General features: G+C 75.0%; 13 protein-coding genes. 10 read left to right on the top strand and 3 right to left on the bottom strand.

Annotation, left to right across the window (positions count from 1 at the left end; all coding sequences use genetic code 11):
• Nucleotides 1-54: 54 nt before the first annotated feature.
• Nucleotides 55-708 (top strand): GntR family transcriptional regulator, encoded by a 654-nt coding sequence (locus ABD223_RS29290; protein ID WP_344039812.1) that lies wholly within the window; start codon nt 55-57, stop codon nt 706-708.
• On the top strand, nt 695-1,690 hold the full coding sequence (locus ABD223_RS29285; RefSeq protein ID WP_344039811.1) for a 1-aminocyclopropane-1-carboxylate deaminase: 996 nt from the start codon (nt 695-697) through the stop codon (nt 1,688-1,690). Before ABD223_RS29290 ends, ABD223_RS29285 begins: the two co-directional genes overlap by 14 nt.
• Nucleotides 1,691-2,103: 413 nt before the next feature.
• On the opposite strand, the gene ABD223_RS29280 is transcribed toward ABD223_RS29285, so the two are convergent.
• Nucleotides 2,104-6,747: an ATP-dependent helicase gene (locus ABD223_RS29280; protein ID WP_344039961.1), complete on the bottom strand. Its 4,644-nt coding sequence runs from the start codon at nt 6,745-6,747 to the stop codon at nt 2,104-2,106.
• On the opposite strand from ABD223_RS29280, the gene ABD223_RS29275 reads away from it, so the two are divergent.
• From ABD223_RS29275 to ABD223_RS29265, 3 genes are all read left to right on the top strand, one after another.
• A complete protein-coding gene (locus tag ABD223_RS29275) occupies nt 6,737-6,868 on the top strand; it encodes a hypothetical protein (RefSeq protein WP_344039970.1) in 132 nt (43 codons plus the stop codon). The genes ABD223_RS29280 and ABD223_RS29275 overlap by 11 nt on opposite strands.
• 77 nt (nt 6,869-6,945) lie before the next feature.
• Nucleotides 6,946-8,850 (top strand): Hsp70 family protein, encoded by a 1,905-nt coding sequence (locus ABD223_RS29270; protein ID WP_344039810.1) that lies wholly within the window; start codon nt 6,946-6,948, stop codon nt 8,848-8,850.
• Between the two features lie 49 nt (nt 8,851-8,899).
• Nucleotides 8,900-10,138 (top strand): MFS transporter, encoded by a 1,239-nt coding sequence (locus ABD223_RS29265; protein ID WP_344039809.1) that lies wholly within the window; start codon nt 8,900-8,902, stop codon nt 10,136-10,138.
• Between the two features lie 18 nt (nt 10,139-10,156).
• Here ABD223_RS29265 and ABD223_RS29260 read toward each other — a convergent pair whose 3' ends face one another.
• Nucleotides 10,157-10,282 (bottom strand): hypothetical protein, encoded by a 126-nt coding sequence (locus ABD223_RS29260; protein ID WP_344039808.1) that lies wholly within the window; start codon nt 10,280-10,282, stop codon nt 10,157-10,159.
• A gap of 87 nt (nt 10,283-10,369) precedes the next feature.
• On the opposite strand from ABD223_RS29260, the gene ABD223_RS29255 reads away from it, so the two are divergent.
• The 4 genes from ABD223_RS29255 to ABD223_RS29240 all read left to right on the top strand — a co-directional run bounded on the left by ABD223_RS29255 (nt 10,370) and on the right by ABD223_RS29240 (nt 13,318).
• Nucleotides 10,370-11,101, top strand: coding sequence for a hypothetical protein (locus ABD223_RS29255; protein WP_344039807.1), 732 nt, complete (start codon nt 10,370-10,372; stop codon nt 11,099-11,101).
• Nucleotides 11,102-11,136: 35 nt separating this feature from the next.
• Nucleotides 11,137-11,331, top strand: a complete 195-nt coding sequence (locus tag ABD223_RS29250; RefSeq protein ID WP_344039806.1) for a DUF3046 domain-containing protein — start codon at nt 11,137-11,139, stop codon at nt 11,329-11,331.
• Between the two features lie 169 nt (nt 11,332-11,500).
• Entirely contained in the window at nt 11,501-12,544 is a 1,044-nt protein-coding gene (gene recA, locus ABD223_RS29245) for a recombinase RecA (RefSeq protein WP_344039805.1), read from the top strand.
• 81 nt (nt 12,545-12,625) lie between these two features.
• A complete protein-coding gene (locus ABD223_RS29240) occupies nt 12,626-13,318 on the top strand; it encodes a regulatory protein RecX (RefSeq protein WP_380648432.1) in 693 nt (230 codons plus the stop codon).
• Between the two features lie 203 nt (nt 13,319-13,521).
• Here the strand turns inward: ABD223_RS29240 and ABD223_RS29235 are convergent, their stop codons facing one another.
• Nucleotides 13,522-14,211, bottom strand: coding sequence for a YqeB family protein (locus tag ABD223_RS29235; RefSeq protein ID WP_344039804.1), 690 nt, complete (start codon nt 14,209-14,211; stop codon nt 13,522-13,524).
• Between the two features lie 54 nt (nt 14,212-14,265).
• On the opposite strand from ABD223_RS29235, the gene ABD223_RS29230 reads away from it, so the two are divergent.
• Entirely contained in the window at nt 14,266-14,907 is a 642-nt protein-coding gene (locus ABD223_RS29230) for an HAD family hydrolase (RefSeq protein ID WP_344039803.1), read from the top strand.
• Nucleotides 14,908-14,965 lie beyond the last annotated feature (58 nt).

Genomic DNA, 14,965 nt, shown 5'->3' with positions numbered 1-14,965 from the left:
GGCAGGACGAACACGCCCTGGTGGCTGTGGCACCCCGTCGTCTACAGTGCCGATATGCAATATATTAGCCGGGCGCTGTACCGCGACCAGGCGCTGACCGCGATCCGCGAGGCGATCCTGGGCGGCGACCTCGCGCCCGGTGAGCCGATCAAGGACGTCGAGCTGGCCGAGCGGCTGGGCCTGTCGCGCACCCCCGTGCGCGAGGCGCTGGCCCGGCTCACCGACGAGGGCCTGGTCGAGACCAAGCCGCACAGCTACACCCGTGTCACGCCGCTCGACACCGCCGCGGTCCGCGACGCGCACGTGCTGGTCCAGACCGTGCACGCCCTGGCCGCGCGGTTGGCCGTGCCCCTGTTGGAGCCCGCCGACCTGGACGCCATGCGCGAGGCCAACGCGGCCTTCGCGCAGGCGTTGGCGGGCGGTGACGTGCCCGCCGCGCTGGCCGCCGACGACGCGTTCCACGCGGTGGCGGTGCGGCGCAGCGCGAACTTCGCCGTGATCGCCACCATCGAGCGCTACACGCCGCTGGTCCGCCGCCTGGAGCGACTGCGCTTCGCCGCGCCGGTGGGACGCCACTCGGTGGCGATGCACGAAGAGATCATCGCCGCGTGCGCGGCGGCCGACGCCGACCTGGTGGCCCGGCTCGTCGAGCGCAACTGGGCGACGCTGGCCGACCTGCTGGAGGAGAACCGACGTGGCACTGGCTGACTTCCCCCGATTCCCGCTGCTGTTCGGCCCGTCGCCGGTGCACCCGCTGGAGCGCCTGAGCGGGCACCTCGGCGGCGCCCGCGTGTGGGCCAAGCGCGAGGACTGCAACTCCGGGCTGGCCTACGGCGGCAACAAGACCCGCAAGCTGGAGTACCTGGTCGCCGACGCCCTGGCGCAGGGCTGCGACACCCTGGTCTCCATCGGCGGCGTGCAGTCCAACCACACCCGCCAGGTCGCCGCCGCGGCCGCGCGCGCCGGGCTGGGTTGCGTGCTGGTGCAGGAGAGCTGGGTGGACTGGCCGGACGCGGTGTACGACCGGGTGGGCAACATCCTGCTGAGCCGCCTGATGGGCGCCGAGGTGCGGCTCGTGGAGGCGGGCTTCGACATCGGCGTGAAGCCCGCGTGGGAGCGGGCGGTCGAGGACGTCCGCGCGGCGGGCGGCAAGCCGTACGCGATCCCGGCGGGCGGGTCGGACCACCCGCTGGGCGGCCTGGGCTTCGCGGGCTGGGCGGCCGAGGTCGAGCGGCAGGAGGTCGAGCTGGGCGTCCGGTTCGACACGGTCGTGGTGTGCTCGGTGACCGGCAGCACGCAGGCCGGGATGGTCGCGGGCTTCGCGGGCGGCGGGCGGCGGGTGCTCGGCGTCGACGCCTCGGCGAAGCCGGACGCCACGCGCGACCAGGTGCTCCGGATCGCGCGGGGGACGGCCGGGTTGTTGGGCGTCGAGGTGACCGACGCGGACGTGGAGCTGGACGACCGCTTCCACGAGGGCGTCTACGGCGTGCCCGGTGACGCGACCCTGGAGGCCATGAGGCTCGGCGCCCGTTTGGAGGGCATGATCACCGACCCGGTCTACGAGGGCAAGTCCTTGGCGGGCCTGGTGGAGCTGGTGTCCACCGGCGAGATCCCGCGCGACTCCAACGTCCTCTACGCCCACCTGGGCGGCCAGCCCGCGCTCAACGCCTACAGCGCCCTGTTCCGCTGAAGCCCCGAATTCCTGAGTTCCCGAGCCCTGGGTCCCGGGCCGAACTGCCGCTGCTGACAAATCCGCAACCGGCGCTTTGCGCGAAGTCACGAAGACCGCCGTGCCGCCGGCCTCGAAAGATGATCCTCACGTCCCGTGCGACAGCGAGGAGCGAGCGATGCCGGCACTCCGGCGAGCGAGGAGAACCCGGGCCGCGGCGGTAGGAGTCGCAGGGGATGGGTGCGTCGCACCGGCCTGCCCCGCAGTTCCTGGCCACCTCCCCCAACTCCTGACCGCCGATCACGCGGGACCGGGTGATCGCCACAGACCGCCGCGGGCAGCCGCGGGTCCCACCCTCGCGCCGGGTGAGCCCCGCGGTCCCGCGGCTCCCCGCGTGTCCGCCGGTGCCGTGCCCGGTCGCCGAACCCGGAACCCTAGGCCCGCAACCGCAAACCCTTCGGCGTCGCGCGGAACCCCGCCTCCTGGAGCACGCCCGCGAGCCTCGAACCCAGCGCCACCTCCCCGTCCGCCCGCTGCACCGCCAACTGCCCCAGCCACCCGTCGCGAACCGCCCGGCTCAACGCCTGCGCGGCGGCCCGCAGCGGCACCTCCTCCTCGGTGAACGACAGCAGCGACCGACCACCCCGCTCCACGTACAGCACGACCACCCCGTCCACCAGGACGACCAGCGCGCCGGCCTTCCGCCCCGGCCGGTGCCTGCCCTCGCCCAGCGGCTCCGGCCAGTCCAGGGCCGCGCCGTGGGGTTGAGCCGGGTCGGCGGCCGCCAGCACCACCGCCTCGGGCGCGCCCGCGTGGTCCTGGCCCACCGGCCGGGACAGGGCGCGCAGGCGGTCCACCGCGCCCCGGGCCGCGAACTGCGCCGCGCCCAGGCCCTCGACCACGTACCCGCGCACGACCTGCCCGGACTCCTCCATCGCCCGCAGCACCCGGTACACGCCGCTGAAGCCGCCGGTCACGCGTTCGGTGTCCAGCGCGCCCCTGGTCAGCACGCCGTGCCGCTCCAGGAACGCCTCCGCCCTCGCGTGCGCCCGGCGCGTCGGGTCGGGCGCGGGCACGACGGCCAGGGACCAGCGGCCCGCGACCGTCGGCGGCCCGGTGCGGCTGGGCACGTCGGGGCGGCCCGCGCGCATCCGGGCGTAGCGGCCGCGCGGCGCGGACCGGCGGGGTTTGTGCGCCGTGCCGCCGCCCGCGACGAGCGCCCGCAGCGGCGCCAGCGTGTCGTTGGTGACCACGCCCGCCCACACCAGGTCCCACAGCGCGCCGACCACCTCGCCGTCCGTCGTGGGCCCCTGGAGCGAGACCCGGTCGACGACCTGGCGGAAGAACAGCGCGCCGCCCGCCAGCGACTCGACCACGGCCCGGTGCAGCGGCGAGTCCGGCGCGGCCTCCGGCACGAGGTCCGGCAGCAGCAGGTCGGCCACGTCGGTCGGGGCCAGGGCGATCCAACCGTCGCCGCCCGCCAGGGAGCCGCACCCGGTCCAGGTCACCTCGCCGGACGCGGTCAGCTCGTCCAGCAGCGCCGGGCTGTAGCCGGGCAGCCGCGCGGGCAGCAGCAGCGACTCCACCGCGCTCGCGGGCAGCGGCGCGCCGGCCAGCTGCTCGACCACCGAGTACACGTCGTCCACGGTCGGCGCGGCGCGCAGCCGCCTGCCGATGCCGTGCCAGCCGGGCAGGAAGCGGCCCAGGGCCGCGGGCTCCACCGGCTCGACCTCGGCGCGCAGCCGCGCCAGCGACGCCCGCCGCAGCCGGCGCAGCACCTCGGCGTCGCAGTACTCGGTGTGCGAGCCGCCCTGCTGCGGTTTCAGCGCCAGCGGCCGCAGCTCGCCGCGCACCAGCCTCCCGGCCCCCGACATCCGCTCCAGCACCGCCGTCACCACCGCGACGCCCAGGCCGAACCGCTCCGCCGCCTGCGCCGCGGGGAACGGGCCGCGGGTGCGCGCGTACCGGGACAGCAGGTCGCCCAGCGGGTCGGCCACCGGCTCGGTGAACGCCTCCGGCACGCCGACCGGCAGCGCCACGCCCAGCGCGTCCCGCACCCGGCCCGCGTCCTCGATGGCGAGCACGCGGTCCGCGCCCGCGATCCGCACCCGGATCGCCCGCCGCTGCGCCACCAGCTCGGCCAGCCACTCCGGCCGCACGCCCCGCTCCGCCGCCTCGGCCTCGGACAGGTCGCCCAGGAACCGCAGCAGGTCGGCCGCGCCCTCGACGTCCCGCGCGTGCCGGTCCGGCGCGAGCCGCTGGAGGTTGCGCTCGACCTCCTCGACGACCTCGGGGTCGAGCAGCTCGCGGATCGCCTCGGAGCCGAGCAGCTCGGCCAGCAGCGCCGAGTCCAGCGACAGCGCCGCCGCCCGCCGCTCGGCCAGCGGCGCGTCCGCCTCGTACAGGAACATGCCGACGTACCCGAACAGCAGGCTCCGCGCGAACGGCGACGGCGACGGCGTCTCCACCTCCACCACCCGCACGCGCCGCGCCCGCACGTCGGTCATCAGCTCGCGCAGGCCGGGCACGTCGTACACGTCCTGGAGGCACTCGCGCATCGCCTCCAGCACCACCGGGAAGCTCTCGTACTTCGCCGCCACCGACAGCAGCTGCGCCGCCCGCTGCCGCTGCTGCCACAGCGGCGTCCGCCGCCTCGGGTCGCGCCGGGGCAGCAGCAGGGACCGCGCCGCGCACTCCCGGAACCGCGCCGCGAACAGCGCCGACCCGCCGACCTCGGCCACCACGACCTGCTCGACCTCCTCCGGGTCGAGCAGCACGTCCTCCGCGCCGACCACCACCGGCGCGCCGTCGGCGTCCACGGCGTCCGGCAGCCGCACCACGATCCCGTCGTCGGAGTGCGCCGCCTGCACCTCGATGCCGCGCCGCTCCCGCAGCCGCGCCGCCACCGCCAGCGCCCACGGCGCGTTGACCTGCGCGCCGAACGGCGAGTGCACCACCAGCCGCCAGTCGCCCAGCTCGTCCCGGAACCGCTCCACCAGCACGACCCGGTCGTTGGGCACGTGCCGCGTGGCCTCGCGCTGCTCGCCCAGGTACGTCAACAGGTTCGTGGAGGCCCACGCGTCCAGCCCGGCCGCCGCGGTGCGCTCCCGCGCCGCGGCCTCGTCCGCGGTGGACACCTCGCGCAGGAACTTCCCCAGCGCCCGGCCCAGCTCCAGCGGGCGGCCCGGCGCGTCGCCCTTCCAGAACGGCATCCGCGCGGGCTGCCCCGGCGCGGGCACCACGATCACCCGGTCGTGGGTGATGTCCTCCACCCGCCACGACGACGTGCCGAGCAGGAACGTGTCGCCCACCCGCGACTCGTAGACCATCTCCTCGTCCAGCTCGCCCACCCGCGAGCCGGGCCGGTCCTCCGACGCCGGCGTCATCACCGCGAACAGGCCCCGGTCGGGGATGGTGCCGCCGGAGGTCACCGCCAGCCGCTGCGAGCCCGGCCGCCCGCGCAGCTCGCCGTTGATCCGGTCCCACGTGATGCGCGGCCGCAGCTCGCCGAACTCCTCGCTCGGGTACCGGCCCGCCAGCATGTCCAGCACGGCCTGGAGCGCCGACTCGGGCAGCGCCGCGAAGGGCGCCGCCCGCCGCACCAGCCCGGCCAGCGCGTCGACCGTCCACGTCTCCATCGCCACCATGGCCACCACGTGCTGCGCCAGCACGTCCAGCGGGTTGCGCGGGTACCGCACGGCCTCGATCGCGCCGTCCCGCATCCGCTCCGCGACCACCGCGCACGACACCAGGTCGCCCCGGAACTTCGGGAACATCACCCCGCGCGACACCGCGCCCACCTGGTGACCGGCGCGACCGACCCGCTGGAGCCCGGACGCGACCGTCGGCGGCGCCTCCACCTGCACCACCAGGTCGACCGCGCCCATGTCGATGCCCAGCTCCAGCGACGACGTGGCCACCACGCACGGCAGCCGCCCGGACTTCAGCTCCTCCTCCACGGTGACCCGCTGCTCGCGCGACATCGAACCGTGGTGGGCGCGGGCGACGGCGGCCGAGCGCTGCGTGGTGACGCCCGACTGGGCGGGCGCCTCGGCCGGGAACCGCGCCGGTCCGGCGGTCGCCCCGGGGGCGTCCACCCCAGGATCGTCCACCTCCGGGTCGTCCACCCCGGGGAAGCCCCCCGCCTCCTCCTCGGCCAGCTCGTTCAACCGCGCGGTCAGCCGTTCGGCCAACCGCCGCGAGTTGGCGAACACGATCGTCGACCGGTGCTCCCGCACCAGCTCCAGCACCCGCCGCTCCACCGACGGCCAGATCGACGCCCGCTGCTCCGCGCCCGCCGCCGAACCGGACACCTCGCCGGTCGGCTCGCCCAGCACCGACATGTCCTCGACCGGCACCTCGACCCGGACCTCGATGGTCTTGGCCGTCTTCGGCTGCACGACCGTCACGGGCCGCCCGCCCACCAGGAACGCGCCGACCTCCTCGACCGGGCGCACCGTCGCGGACAGCCCGATCCGCTGGGCGGGCCGCTCCAGCAGCGCGTCCAGCCGCTCCAGGGACAGCGCCAGGTGCGCGCCGCGCTTCGCGCCCGCCACCGCGTGCACCTCGTCGACGATCACGGTCTCCACGCCGCGCAGCGACTCCCGCGCCGCCGAGGTGAGCACCAGGAACAGCGACTCGGGGGTGGTGACCAGCACGTCCGGCGGCGTCCTCGCGAACGCCCGCCGCACGTCCGCCGGGGTGTCGCCGGTGCGCATCCCCACCGTGATGTCGGGTTCGGGCAGCGACAGCCGGTGCGCGGCCTGCCGGATGCCCGCCAGGGGCGCGCGCAGGTTCCGCTCCACGTCCACCGCCAGGGCCTTGAGCGGGGAGACGTAGAGCACCCGGCACCGCCGCTTCGGGTCGGCGGGCGGCGTGGCGGAGGCCAGCCGGTCCAGCGCCCACAGGAACGCGGCCAGCGTCTTGCCCGAGCCGGTGGGCGCGATGACCAGCGCGTGCTCGCCCGCGGCCGCCGCCTCCCACGCGCCCGCCTGCGCCGCGGTGGGCGCGGCGAAGGCCCCGGTGAACCACTGCCGGGTGGCGGGGGAGAAGCGGTCGAGAACGTCCATGGAGACCATCGTGAACCCCAGCACCGACAATTTCATGGCGCCGCCTCCGGCGTCGCGGCTCGGGCGCCTGGAAGTCGGCCGCTCACGCCTGATTTCCCGACGATCGAAGGGCGTGATCGCCGGGAAATGAGTCACGAACGACCGACGCGCCCTCGCGTGGTGGTTGCCTGTGGCACGATCTGCCCGTCGGAACCGAAGGGGTGAAACGTGCGCTTGCTGTCCGTTGACCTGGGCACTTCCAACACCGTCGCGGTCCTCGCCGCGCACGGCAGGCCGCCCCGGGTCGTCGAGGTGGACGGCTCCGCCACCATGCCGTCGGCCGTCTACTGCGAGGAGGACGGCACCCTGGTCGTCGGCCGGGACGCCGAGCGCCGGGCCCGCCTCGACCCCGCCCGCTTCGAGCCCAACCCCAAGCGCCGCGTGGACGACGGCGTGCTGCTGCTCGGCGACAACGTCGTCCCGGTCACCGACGCGCTGGCCGCCGTCCTGCGCCGCGTGTTCGAGGAGACCGCCCGCCAGCTCGGCGGCGAGCCGCTGGACGAGGTCCGCCTCACCCACCCCGCCCAGTGGGGCCTCACCCGCCGCAACGTGCTGCTGTCCGCGGCCAGGCTGGCGGGCGTCACCGGTGAGGTCGTCCTGGTCCCCGAACCGGTCGCCGCCGCCTCCCACTACGCCTCGCTGGCCGTCGGCCAGGCGCTGGCCGTGTACGACCTGGGCGCGGGCACGTTCGACGTGGCCGTCGTCGCCGCCACCCAGAGCGGTTTCACCGTGCTCGCCGAGACCGGCCTGCCCGACCTGGGCGGCCTGGACGTCGACCAGGCCCTGCTGGAGCACGTCGGCCGGCAGATCTCGCACCGCGACCCGGCCTCGTGGCAGCGGCTGCTGCGCCCGGAGTCCACGGCCGACCGGCGGGCCCGGCGCGCGCTCCAGGAGGACGTGCGGGCCGCGAAGGAGTCCCTGTCGCGGCACGCGCACACCGAGGTGCCGATGCCCGAGCCGTTCGAGGACGTGCTGGTCAACCGATCCGACCTGGAGGCGCTGGTCCGGCCGAGCATGCTGCGCAGCGTGGAGCTGCTGGCCTCGACGATCCGCTCCACCGGCATGGCGCCCAACCAGCTCGCGGGCATCTACCTGGTCGGCGGCGCGAGCCGCATCCCGCTGGTGGCGAACATGATCGCCGAGCACGTGCGGGTGGTGCCGACGAGCCTGGACCAGCCGGAGACCGCCGTCGCGCTGGGCGCGCACCACGTGCCCAAGGACGGCATCACCCCGCGCTCCCAGGACCTGACGCTGCCCGGCCGCGAGCCCGACACCGTGGTCACGAAGCCGGTGAACCCCGCGGTCAGCGGCCCCTACCAGGTCAGCACGCCGGTGACCGGGCCCAACCCGGTGCAGAACCCGGCCACCAGCGGCGCGCACCAGGTCAACCCGAGCACGAGCGGGTCCTACCCGGTCAACCCGGCGACCAGCGGTCCGTACCAGGTCGGCTACCCGCAGACCGGGCCGCAGCAGTTCAACTTCCCGAACGTCGCGCCGCAGCGGCCCGCGAAGCGGGGGCCGGACCGGAAGGTGCTGGTCGCCGCGGGCGCGGTCGTGGCGCTCGTGCTGGCCGTGGCCGGCGGGATCTTCGTGCTCAACAGGCCGGGCACGCCCGACGCGCAGGACTGCAAGACCGACGTCGCGCTGGACGACAAGGGCTTCACCGGCTGCATGCGCCTGCTCGCGGGCGCGGTCCCGGACAGCGGCACCTGCAAGTCGGGCGGCGCGCCGGGGGTGGGCGGCGTCAGCGGCATCAAGGGCACCGCGGTCAGCTGCTCCGTCCAGGACGACTACTCGGTCCAGTACGTGCTCACCGAGACGGTCACCGGCGCGGACCAGGGCGCGGAGGCCGTGGTGCGGTCGCTCAAGAGCGACATCGTCGAGGCGAGGTGGGAGGGCAACGGCCTGTCCGGCGAGTACCGGGCCGCCGCGGACGGCGGGCTGGGGCTGCTCGTGTTCACCGCCGACGGGCTCCCGCTGCTGGGCATCGTGACCAAGAGCAGCGGCGGCGAGGAGCTGACCGCGGACGCGGTCGCGGACTTCTTCGAGCGCACCGTGCAGCCGGGGACCTGACCCGGTCGGTGGCTGTTCGGGCCGCCGGCCCTTTGGCACGATCAAGATCGTGACCGTCCTGGAGGTCGTGCAGCGCAGGGTGTTGCGGGTGCTCGCGACCGCCCAGGTGCTGGGCGCGGCGGGCGTCACCATCGGCCTGGCGTTGAGCACGCTGATCGCGGCCGCGCTCGCCGACTCCGACCTGGTCGGCGGCCTGGCGCAGACCGCCGCCGTGCTCGGCGCGGCCGCGTTCGCCCTGCCCGCGGCGCGCCTGGCGGCCCGCAGCGGGCGCAGGCCGGCGCTGGTGCTCGGCTACGGCGTCGGCGCGGCGGGCGCGGTGGTGGCGGCGGGCGCGGTGGTGCTCGGCTCGTGGCACCTGCTGCTGGGCGCCCTGGTGCTGTTCGGCGCGGCGTCCGGCGCGAACCTCGCCGCCCGGTACGCGGGCGCGGACCTGGCCCACCCGCACCGCCGGGCGCGCTCGGTGGCGCTGGTGGTGTGGGCGGCGACCGCGGGCGCGGTGCTGGGGCCGAACCTGGCCGACCCCGCCGGGCGGGTGGCCGCGCTGCTGGGCCTGCCCGTCGGCGCGGGGCCCTACCTGCTGTCGGCCGTGCTGTTCGGGCTGGCCGCGGTGGTCGTCCTGCTGTTCCTCCGGCCCGACCCGCTGACCGTCGCGCGCTCTGCCGCCGAACCCGCGCGCGACCGTGCCCGCGAAGTGGGCGACAGGCGGGGCGCGGCGGCGCTGTGGCGGTCGTTGACGCCCGGCGCGAGGCTCGCGCTGAGCGGTGTGGCGCTGTGCCACACCGCGATGGTCGGGCTGATGTCGATGACCCCGGTGCACATGGACCACGCCGGCTCGTCGCTGCGCGTGGTGGGCCTGGTGATCAGCGCGCACGTGGCCGCGATGTACGTGGCCGGCCCGCTGTTCGGGTGGATGGCGGACGAGCTGGGCCGCGTGCCCGTGCTGACGATCGGCGTGGCGCTGGTGGTGGCCGCGTCCGGCATCGCGGGCATGGCGCCCCCGCACGACGCGCCGCAGTTGGCCGCCGGCCTCGCGCTGCTCGGTTTCGGCTGGTCGGCGGGCCTGGTGGCGGGGTCGGCGCTGCTCACCGAGTCGGTGCCGGCGGTCGACCGGCCGGCCGCCCAGGGCCTGTCGGACCTGTGCATGAACGCCGGTGGCGCGGTCGGCGGCGTCGCGGCGGGCCTGGTGGTGAGCACGTGGTCCTACGGCGCGCTGGGCCTGCTCGTCGGGTTCACCGCGCTGCCGCTGCTGGTCGCGTGCCTGTTCTCGTCGTCGCAGCGGGTGGGCTGAGCGGCGGGTGGGCCGAGCTCAGCGCTTGCGGTTGTGCCAGTACGCCCGCAGCCCCACGACGATCGCCGCGACCAGGGCGGCGATCACCACGACGGTCCCGATCGGCGACGACAGGCCCGTGGGGTCCTCCTGGAGCAGGGTCACCGTTCGAGGTTAGCGCGCCGGCGGTGAGCCCGCGCACGCCGGTTTTCGCTCGTGGCGACCCCCGTCCGCGTGCCAGGACCCCCGGTCGTGGGCTCCGACTGGTGCCGGACGCTGCAACTGCCCCCGGGTTCGCTGACCGCCGACGCGGTCGAGGAGGTGCTGTCCACGGCCGAGAGGGCCGGGTTCTCGCCGCACCGGGCGCTCGACGGGCTGGTCAACGCCTTCCACCCGGACGACCCGGTGGAGCACGACCCGGGGGTCCCGGACCGCGGCGCGGTGGTGGCCGAGCTGGCCGCCGGGACCTGCGCCACGAACCTGTGGACGTCGCCCGAGGTGGACGTCTTCCTGGCGGCCGACCCCGGTGGCGCGGGGGAGGCGGCGTCCCTGAGGTTGACGCTGGACTCCTGCCACACCTGGCGGCAGCCCCGCCCCGGGGCGGAGCCCCACCGGCGGCTGCACCGCGACCTGACCGCGCTGTGGCCGGACCTCGCGGAGCGCTCCGGCGCCGCGTTCGGCCGGGTCGAGGACGACTGGTCGGTCCTCCAGGTCCGCGACCTGGTCGACGACCCCTCCTCGGACGACGCGCCGCCGCCCGGCCGCCGGCCCGACCTGCCCGGGTGGTGGACCTGCTTCGGCGCCGACCTGCGCCGGGACCTGCCGCCGCTGCCCGCGGACCTCGGGACGACCGTCCGCCGCACGCCCGGCGGCGGTGCGGTGGTCGGCTTCCTGGACGACCCGGCCGCCGTCGACGCGCCCGCGTTCCGGGACCTGCGCGTCCGGTTCGCGAGGTGGGCCGGCGCGGCGCACCCGGCGGGCTGACGGGGCGCGGTGGACCGCGCGCTAGCCTGGGCGCGATGCGCAACACGGTGTTCCGCAAGTTGATGGCGGACGAGTTCGGCCAGGTCCGCGGGGAGATGATCGCCCGCGACCACGTGATGTCCGTCCTCGGCGGGCGCACCGCGGACGAGGCGTTGGAGGCGGGGACCCCGGCCAAGGAGGTCTGGCTCGCCGTCTGCGACGCGTTCGACGTGCCCGAACAACGCCGGTGACCCGGCGTGGCGACCAGGTCGGTCGAACACCTGTTCGGCTACACTGCCCGACACGACCGGGTACCTCGCCCCGCTGGTGACCTGGTCGCCGCCGAAAAATGTCGGACCCCACCCGTAACGTCGGCCCCGACATCGCACAGCGACCCAAGACAACCGAGGTGGACCCCAGATGGCACCCCAGGCTCCCGACCGGGACAAGGCCCTCGAACTGGCCCTGGCCCAGATCGACAAGCAGTTCGGCAAGGGCTCGGTCATGCGGCTCGGCGAGGAGGGCCGCGCCCCGATCGAGGTCATCCCGACCGGCGCGATCGCGCTCGACGTCGCGCTCGGCATCGGCGGCCTGCCCCGCGGCCGCGTGGTGGAGATCTACGGCCCGGAGTCGTCCGGTAAGACGACCGTGGCCCTCCACGCCGTGGCCAACGCCCAGCGCAACGGCGGCATCGCCGCGTTCATCGACGCCGAGCACGCGCTCGACCCCGACTACGCGCGCAAGCTGGGCGTCGACACCGACGCCCTGCTGGTCTCCCAGCCGGACACCGGTGAGCAGGCGCTGGAGATCGCGGACATGCTGGTCCGCTCCGGCGCGCTCGACATCCTGGTCATCGACTCGGTGGCGGCGCTCGTGCCGCGCGCCGAGATCGAGGGCGAGATGGGCGACAACCACGTGGGTCTCCAGGCCCGCCTGATGAGCCAGGCGCTGCGGAAGATCACCGGCGCGCTCAACTCGTCCGGCACCACGGCGATCTTCATCAACCAGCTGCGCGAGAAGATCGGCGTGATGTTCGGCTCGCCCGAGACCACGACCGGTGGCAAGGCGCTGAAGTTCTACGCCTCCGTGCGCCTCGACGTGCGGCGGATCGAGACCCTGAAGGACGGTGGCGAGCCGGTCGGCAACCGCACCCGCGTCAAGGTCGTGAAGAACAAGGTGGCCCCGCCGTTCAAGCAGGCCGAGTTCGACATCCTCTACGGCCACGGCATCAGCCGTGAGGGCTCGCTCATCGACATGGGCGTCGACCAGGGCATCCTGCGCAAGTCCGGCGCCTGGTACACCTACGAGGGCGACCAGCTGGGCCAGGGCAAGGAGAACGCGCGGAAGTTCCTGCGCGAGAACCCGGACGTGGCGAACGAGATCGAAAAGCGGATCAAGGAGAAGCTCGGCATCGGGGCGACCCTCGACACCGAGGAGCCCGCCGCCGCGCCGGTCGAGTTCTAAGCGGACGTGGCAGGACGAGGCGGTCGTGGTCGCGGGGCGCCCCGCGACCGCTCGACCGGCAACTCCCGCTTCGGCCGGGCCATCGGTTCGGGCACGGGGTCGGGCTCGGACGAGGGTTCGGGCGCGGGTTCGGGCGCGGGTTCGAGTTCCGGCGCGGGTTCCGGCTTCGGCCCGGAGTTCGACCCGGCCTCGGAGTTCGACCGGGCTTCGGGCTTCGGCCGGGCTTCCGGCTCGGACCCGCACGTCGACGAGCCGCGCCCGGTCGACCCGGCGAAGGAACAGCGCAAGGCGACCGACCTCTGCTACGCGCTGCTCGCCGCCAGGGCGAGGACCCAGGTCGAGCTTCGCGATGCCTTGCTGCGCAAGGGCATCCGCGAGGAGACGGCCGATCTGGTGCTCGGCAAGTTCGACCGGGCGGGGCTGATCGACGACGCGGCGTTCGCCGAGGTCTGGGTGCGCTCACGCCACACCTACCAGGGCCTGGGCCGGCGTGCCCTGGCCGTGGAGCTGCGGCGCAAGGGCGTGGCGGACGAGGTCGCGGCCGAGGCGATCGCGGCGGTCGACGACGAGGCGGAGGAGGAGCGGGCGCGGGAGCTGGTGCGCAAGAAGCTGCGCCCCATGGCGGGCCTGGACGACACCACCAAGATCCGCCGCCTGGTCTCCGCGCTCGCGCGCAAGGGCTACTCGCAGGGCCTGGCCTACCGGGTGGTCCGGGACGAACTGAGCCGCGCGGGCGAGGAAACCGCCGCGCTGGACGACCTGACCCAGGACTGACCGCCCCACTACTGACCGGCTTCACGGTCGACCGCTCCACGACCGACCGCCTACGAGCGATCTGCTCCACACCGGCCTGCCCTGGTGCGGACTCGACGCGCGGCAGGCTCGGTTCGTCGGGTCGCGGGCTCGAAGCGTGGGCGGGCTCAGGCTCAGGTGGCTGGGCTCAGGGAGCACGTCGGGGCCGGGGAGCGCGTCGGGGTTCAGGGGAGGCTGCGGGTGAGGCGCCAGAACTGGCGCTTCTTGTCCTCCCGCACCACGACCCCGAGCCGGCTCAGCTCCTCGCGCAGCTGGGCGGCGTCCTCGTGGTCGCCCTTGCGCAGGGCCTCCGCCCGCACCTTCAACAACGCGTCCGCCCCGGGCGGCAGGTCGGGCGTCCCCGCCGCCCACCGCCGGTACCGGTCCTCGTAGGGGTCCTTCTCCAGCCACTGGTAACCGTGCCGCTGGAAGGCCCGGGCCAGGTCCGCCGTCTTCAGGTCGCTGCTCTCCCTGGCCAGCTCGCCGGTGTCCACCCCGAGCAGCACGAGCTTCTTGCCGTCCACGAAGACGCCCGACACCAGGGTCCGGTCGAAGTTCCGCAGCCGCCCGCCCCGGTTGAACTCGACGCCCTCGTCGAAGACCTCCACCGACAGCCGCTCGTAGGCCGCCATCCCGGCGATCACCAGGCCGCCCACCGCGCCGATCCCCAGCGACCCGATCATCGCCCACGGCTCCGGTACCGAGGCCACCAGCCGGAACGGTCCCTGCATCGGCGCCCACGACAGGCCCGCCACCCACCCGGCGATCGACCTCAGCCCGAACAGCACCGCCGCGCCCAGCACCGGGAACCCGGCCCACACCAGCGCCACCTGTGAACGAGGTTCGGCGACCACGGTGCTCCGCCGCGCATCCATCCCCACTTACCTCCCCCGAAGTGAGAACTCAACTTATCGCCGTAGCCTGACCAAGTGAGAATCAGGGCCGACCACGTCGTCTGGGACTGGAACGGCACCCTGCTCGCCGACAACCACGCCGTGCTGGCCGCGGTCAACCGGATCTGCCGGGACTTCGGTCGCGACGCCGTCACCCTCGACCTCTGGCGCGACACCTACAGCCGCCCCCTCAAGGACTGCTACGAGCGGCTGCTCGCGCGCACCCTCACCGCGGGGGACTGGGCCCGCATCGACCTCGCCTTCCACGAGGAGTACCGGGCCGCGCTGCACGAGTGCGCCCTCGCCGACGGCGTGCCGGACCGGCTCAGGGCCCTGCGCCAGACCCAGTCGCTGCTGTCCATGTGGTTCCACGACGAGCTGGTCCCGAAGATCACCGAACTCGGCCTGCACGACCTGTTCACCCGCGTCGACGGCCTCCGCGCCGACGTAGGCGGCGGCTCGAAGGCCGAGCACCTGGCCGCGCACCTCGACGCCCAGCGGCTGCGCCCCGACGAGGTGGTGGTCATCGGCGACGTGGTCGACGACGCCGACGCCGCCCGCCACGTGGGAGCGCGGGTCGTGCTCGTCGCCACGGGGGTCAGCTCGCGCCGGGTCCTGGAGCGGACGGGCGTGCCGGTCGCGGACTCCATCCCGGAGGCGCTGGCCCACCTGGCGTGACCCGGACCGCTGGCCCACCTGGCGTGACCCGGGTGGCGGCCGGTCGGCGCCGAGGCGA

This window comes from Saccharothrix xinjiangensis, assembly GCF_039527585.1.
Taxonomy (GTDB): Bacteria; Actinomycetota; Actinomycetes; order Mycobacteriales; family Pseudonocardiaceae; genus Actinosynnema; species Actinosynnema xinjiangensis.
This window is presented reverse-complemented; position numbering and strand designations above follow the sequence as displayed.

What these genes read in the sequence shown, in the direction of transcription:
- ABD223_RS29275 (WP_344039970.1), top strand. Translation starts at nt 6,737, where the DNA reads ATGGAGACCATCGTGAACCCCAGCACCGACAATTTCATGGCGCCGCCT.
- ABD223_RS29250 (WP_344039806.1), top strand. Translation starts at nt 11,137, where the DNA reads ATGCGCAACACGGTGTTCCGCAAGTTGATGGCGGACGAGTTCGGCCAG.
- ABD223_RS29235 (WP_344039804.1), bottom strand. Translation starts at nt 14,211, where the DNA reads ATGGATGCGCGGCGGAGCACCGTGGTCGCCGAACCTCGTTCACAGGTG.
- ABD223_RS29290 (WP_344039812.1), top strand. Translation starts at nt 55, where the DNA reads ATGCAATATATTAGCCGGGCGCTGTACCGCGACCAGGCGCTGACCGCG.
- ABD223_RS29280 (WP_344039961.1), bottom strand. Translation starts at nt 6,747, where the DNA reads ATGGTCTCCATGGACGTTCTCGACCGCTTCTCCCCCGCCACCCGGCAG.
- recA (WP_344039805.1), top strand. Translation starts at nt 11,501, where the DNA reads ATGGCACCCCAGGCTCCCGACCGGGACAAGGCCCTCGAACTGGCCCTG.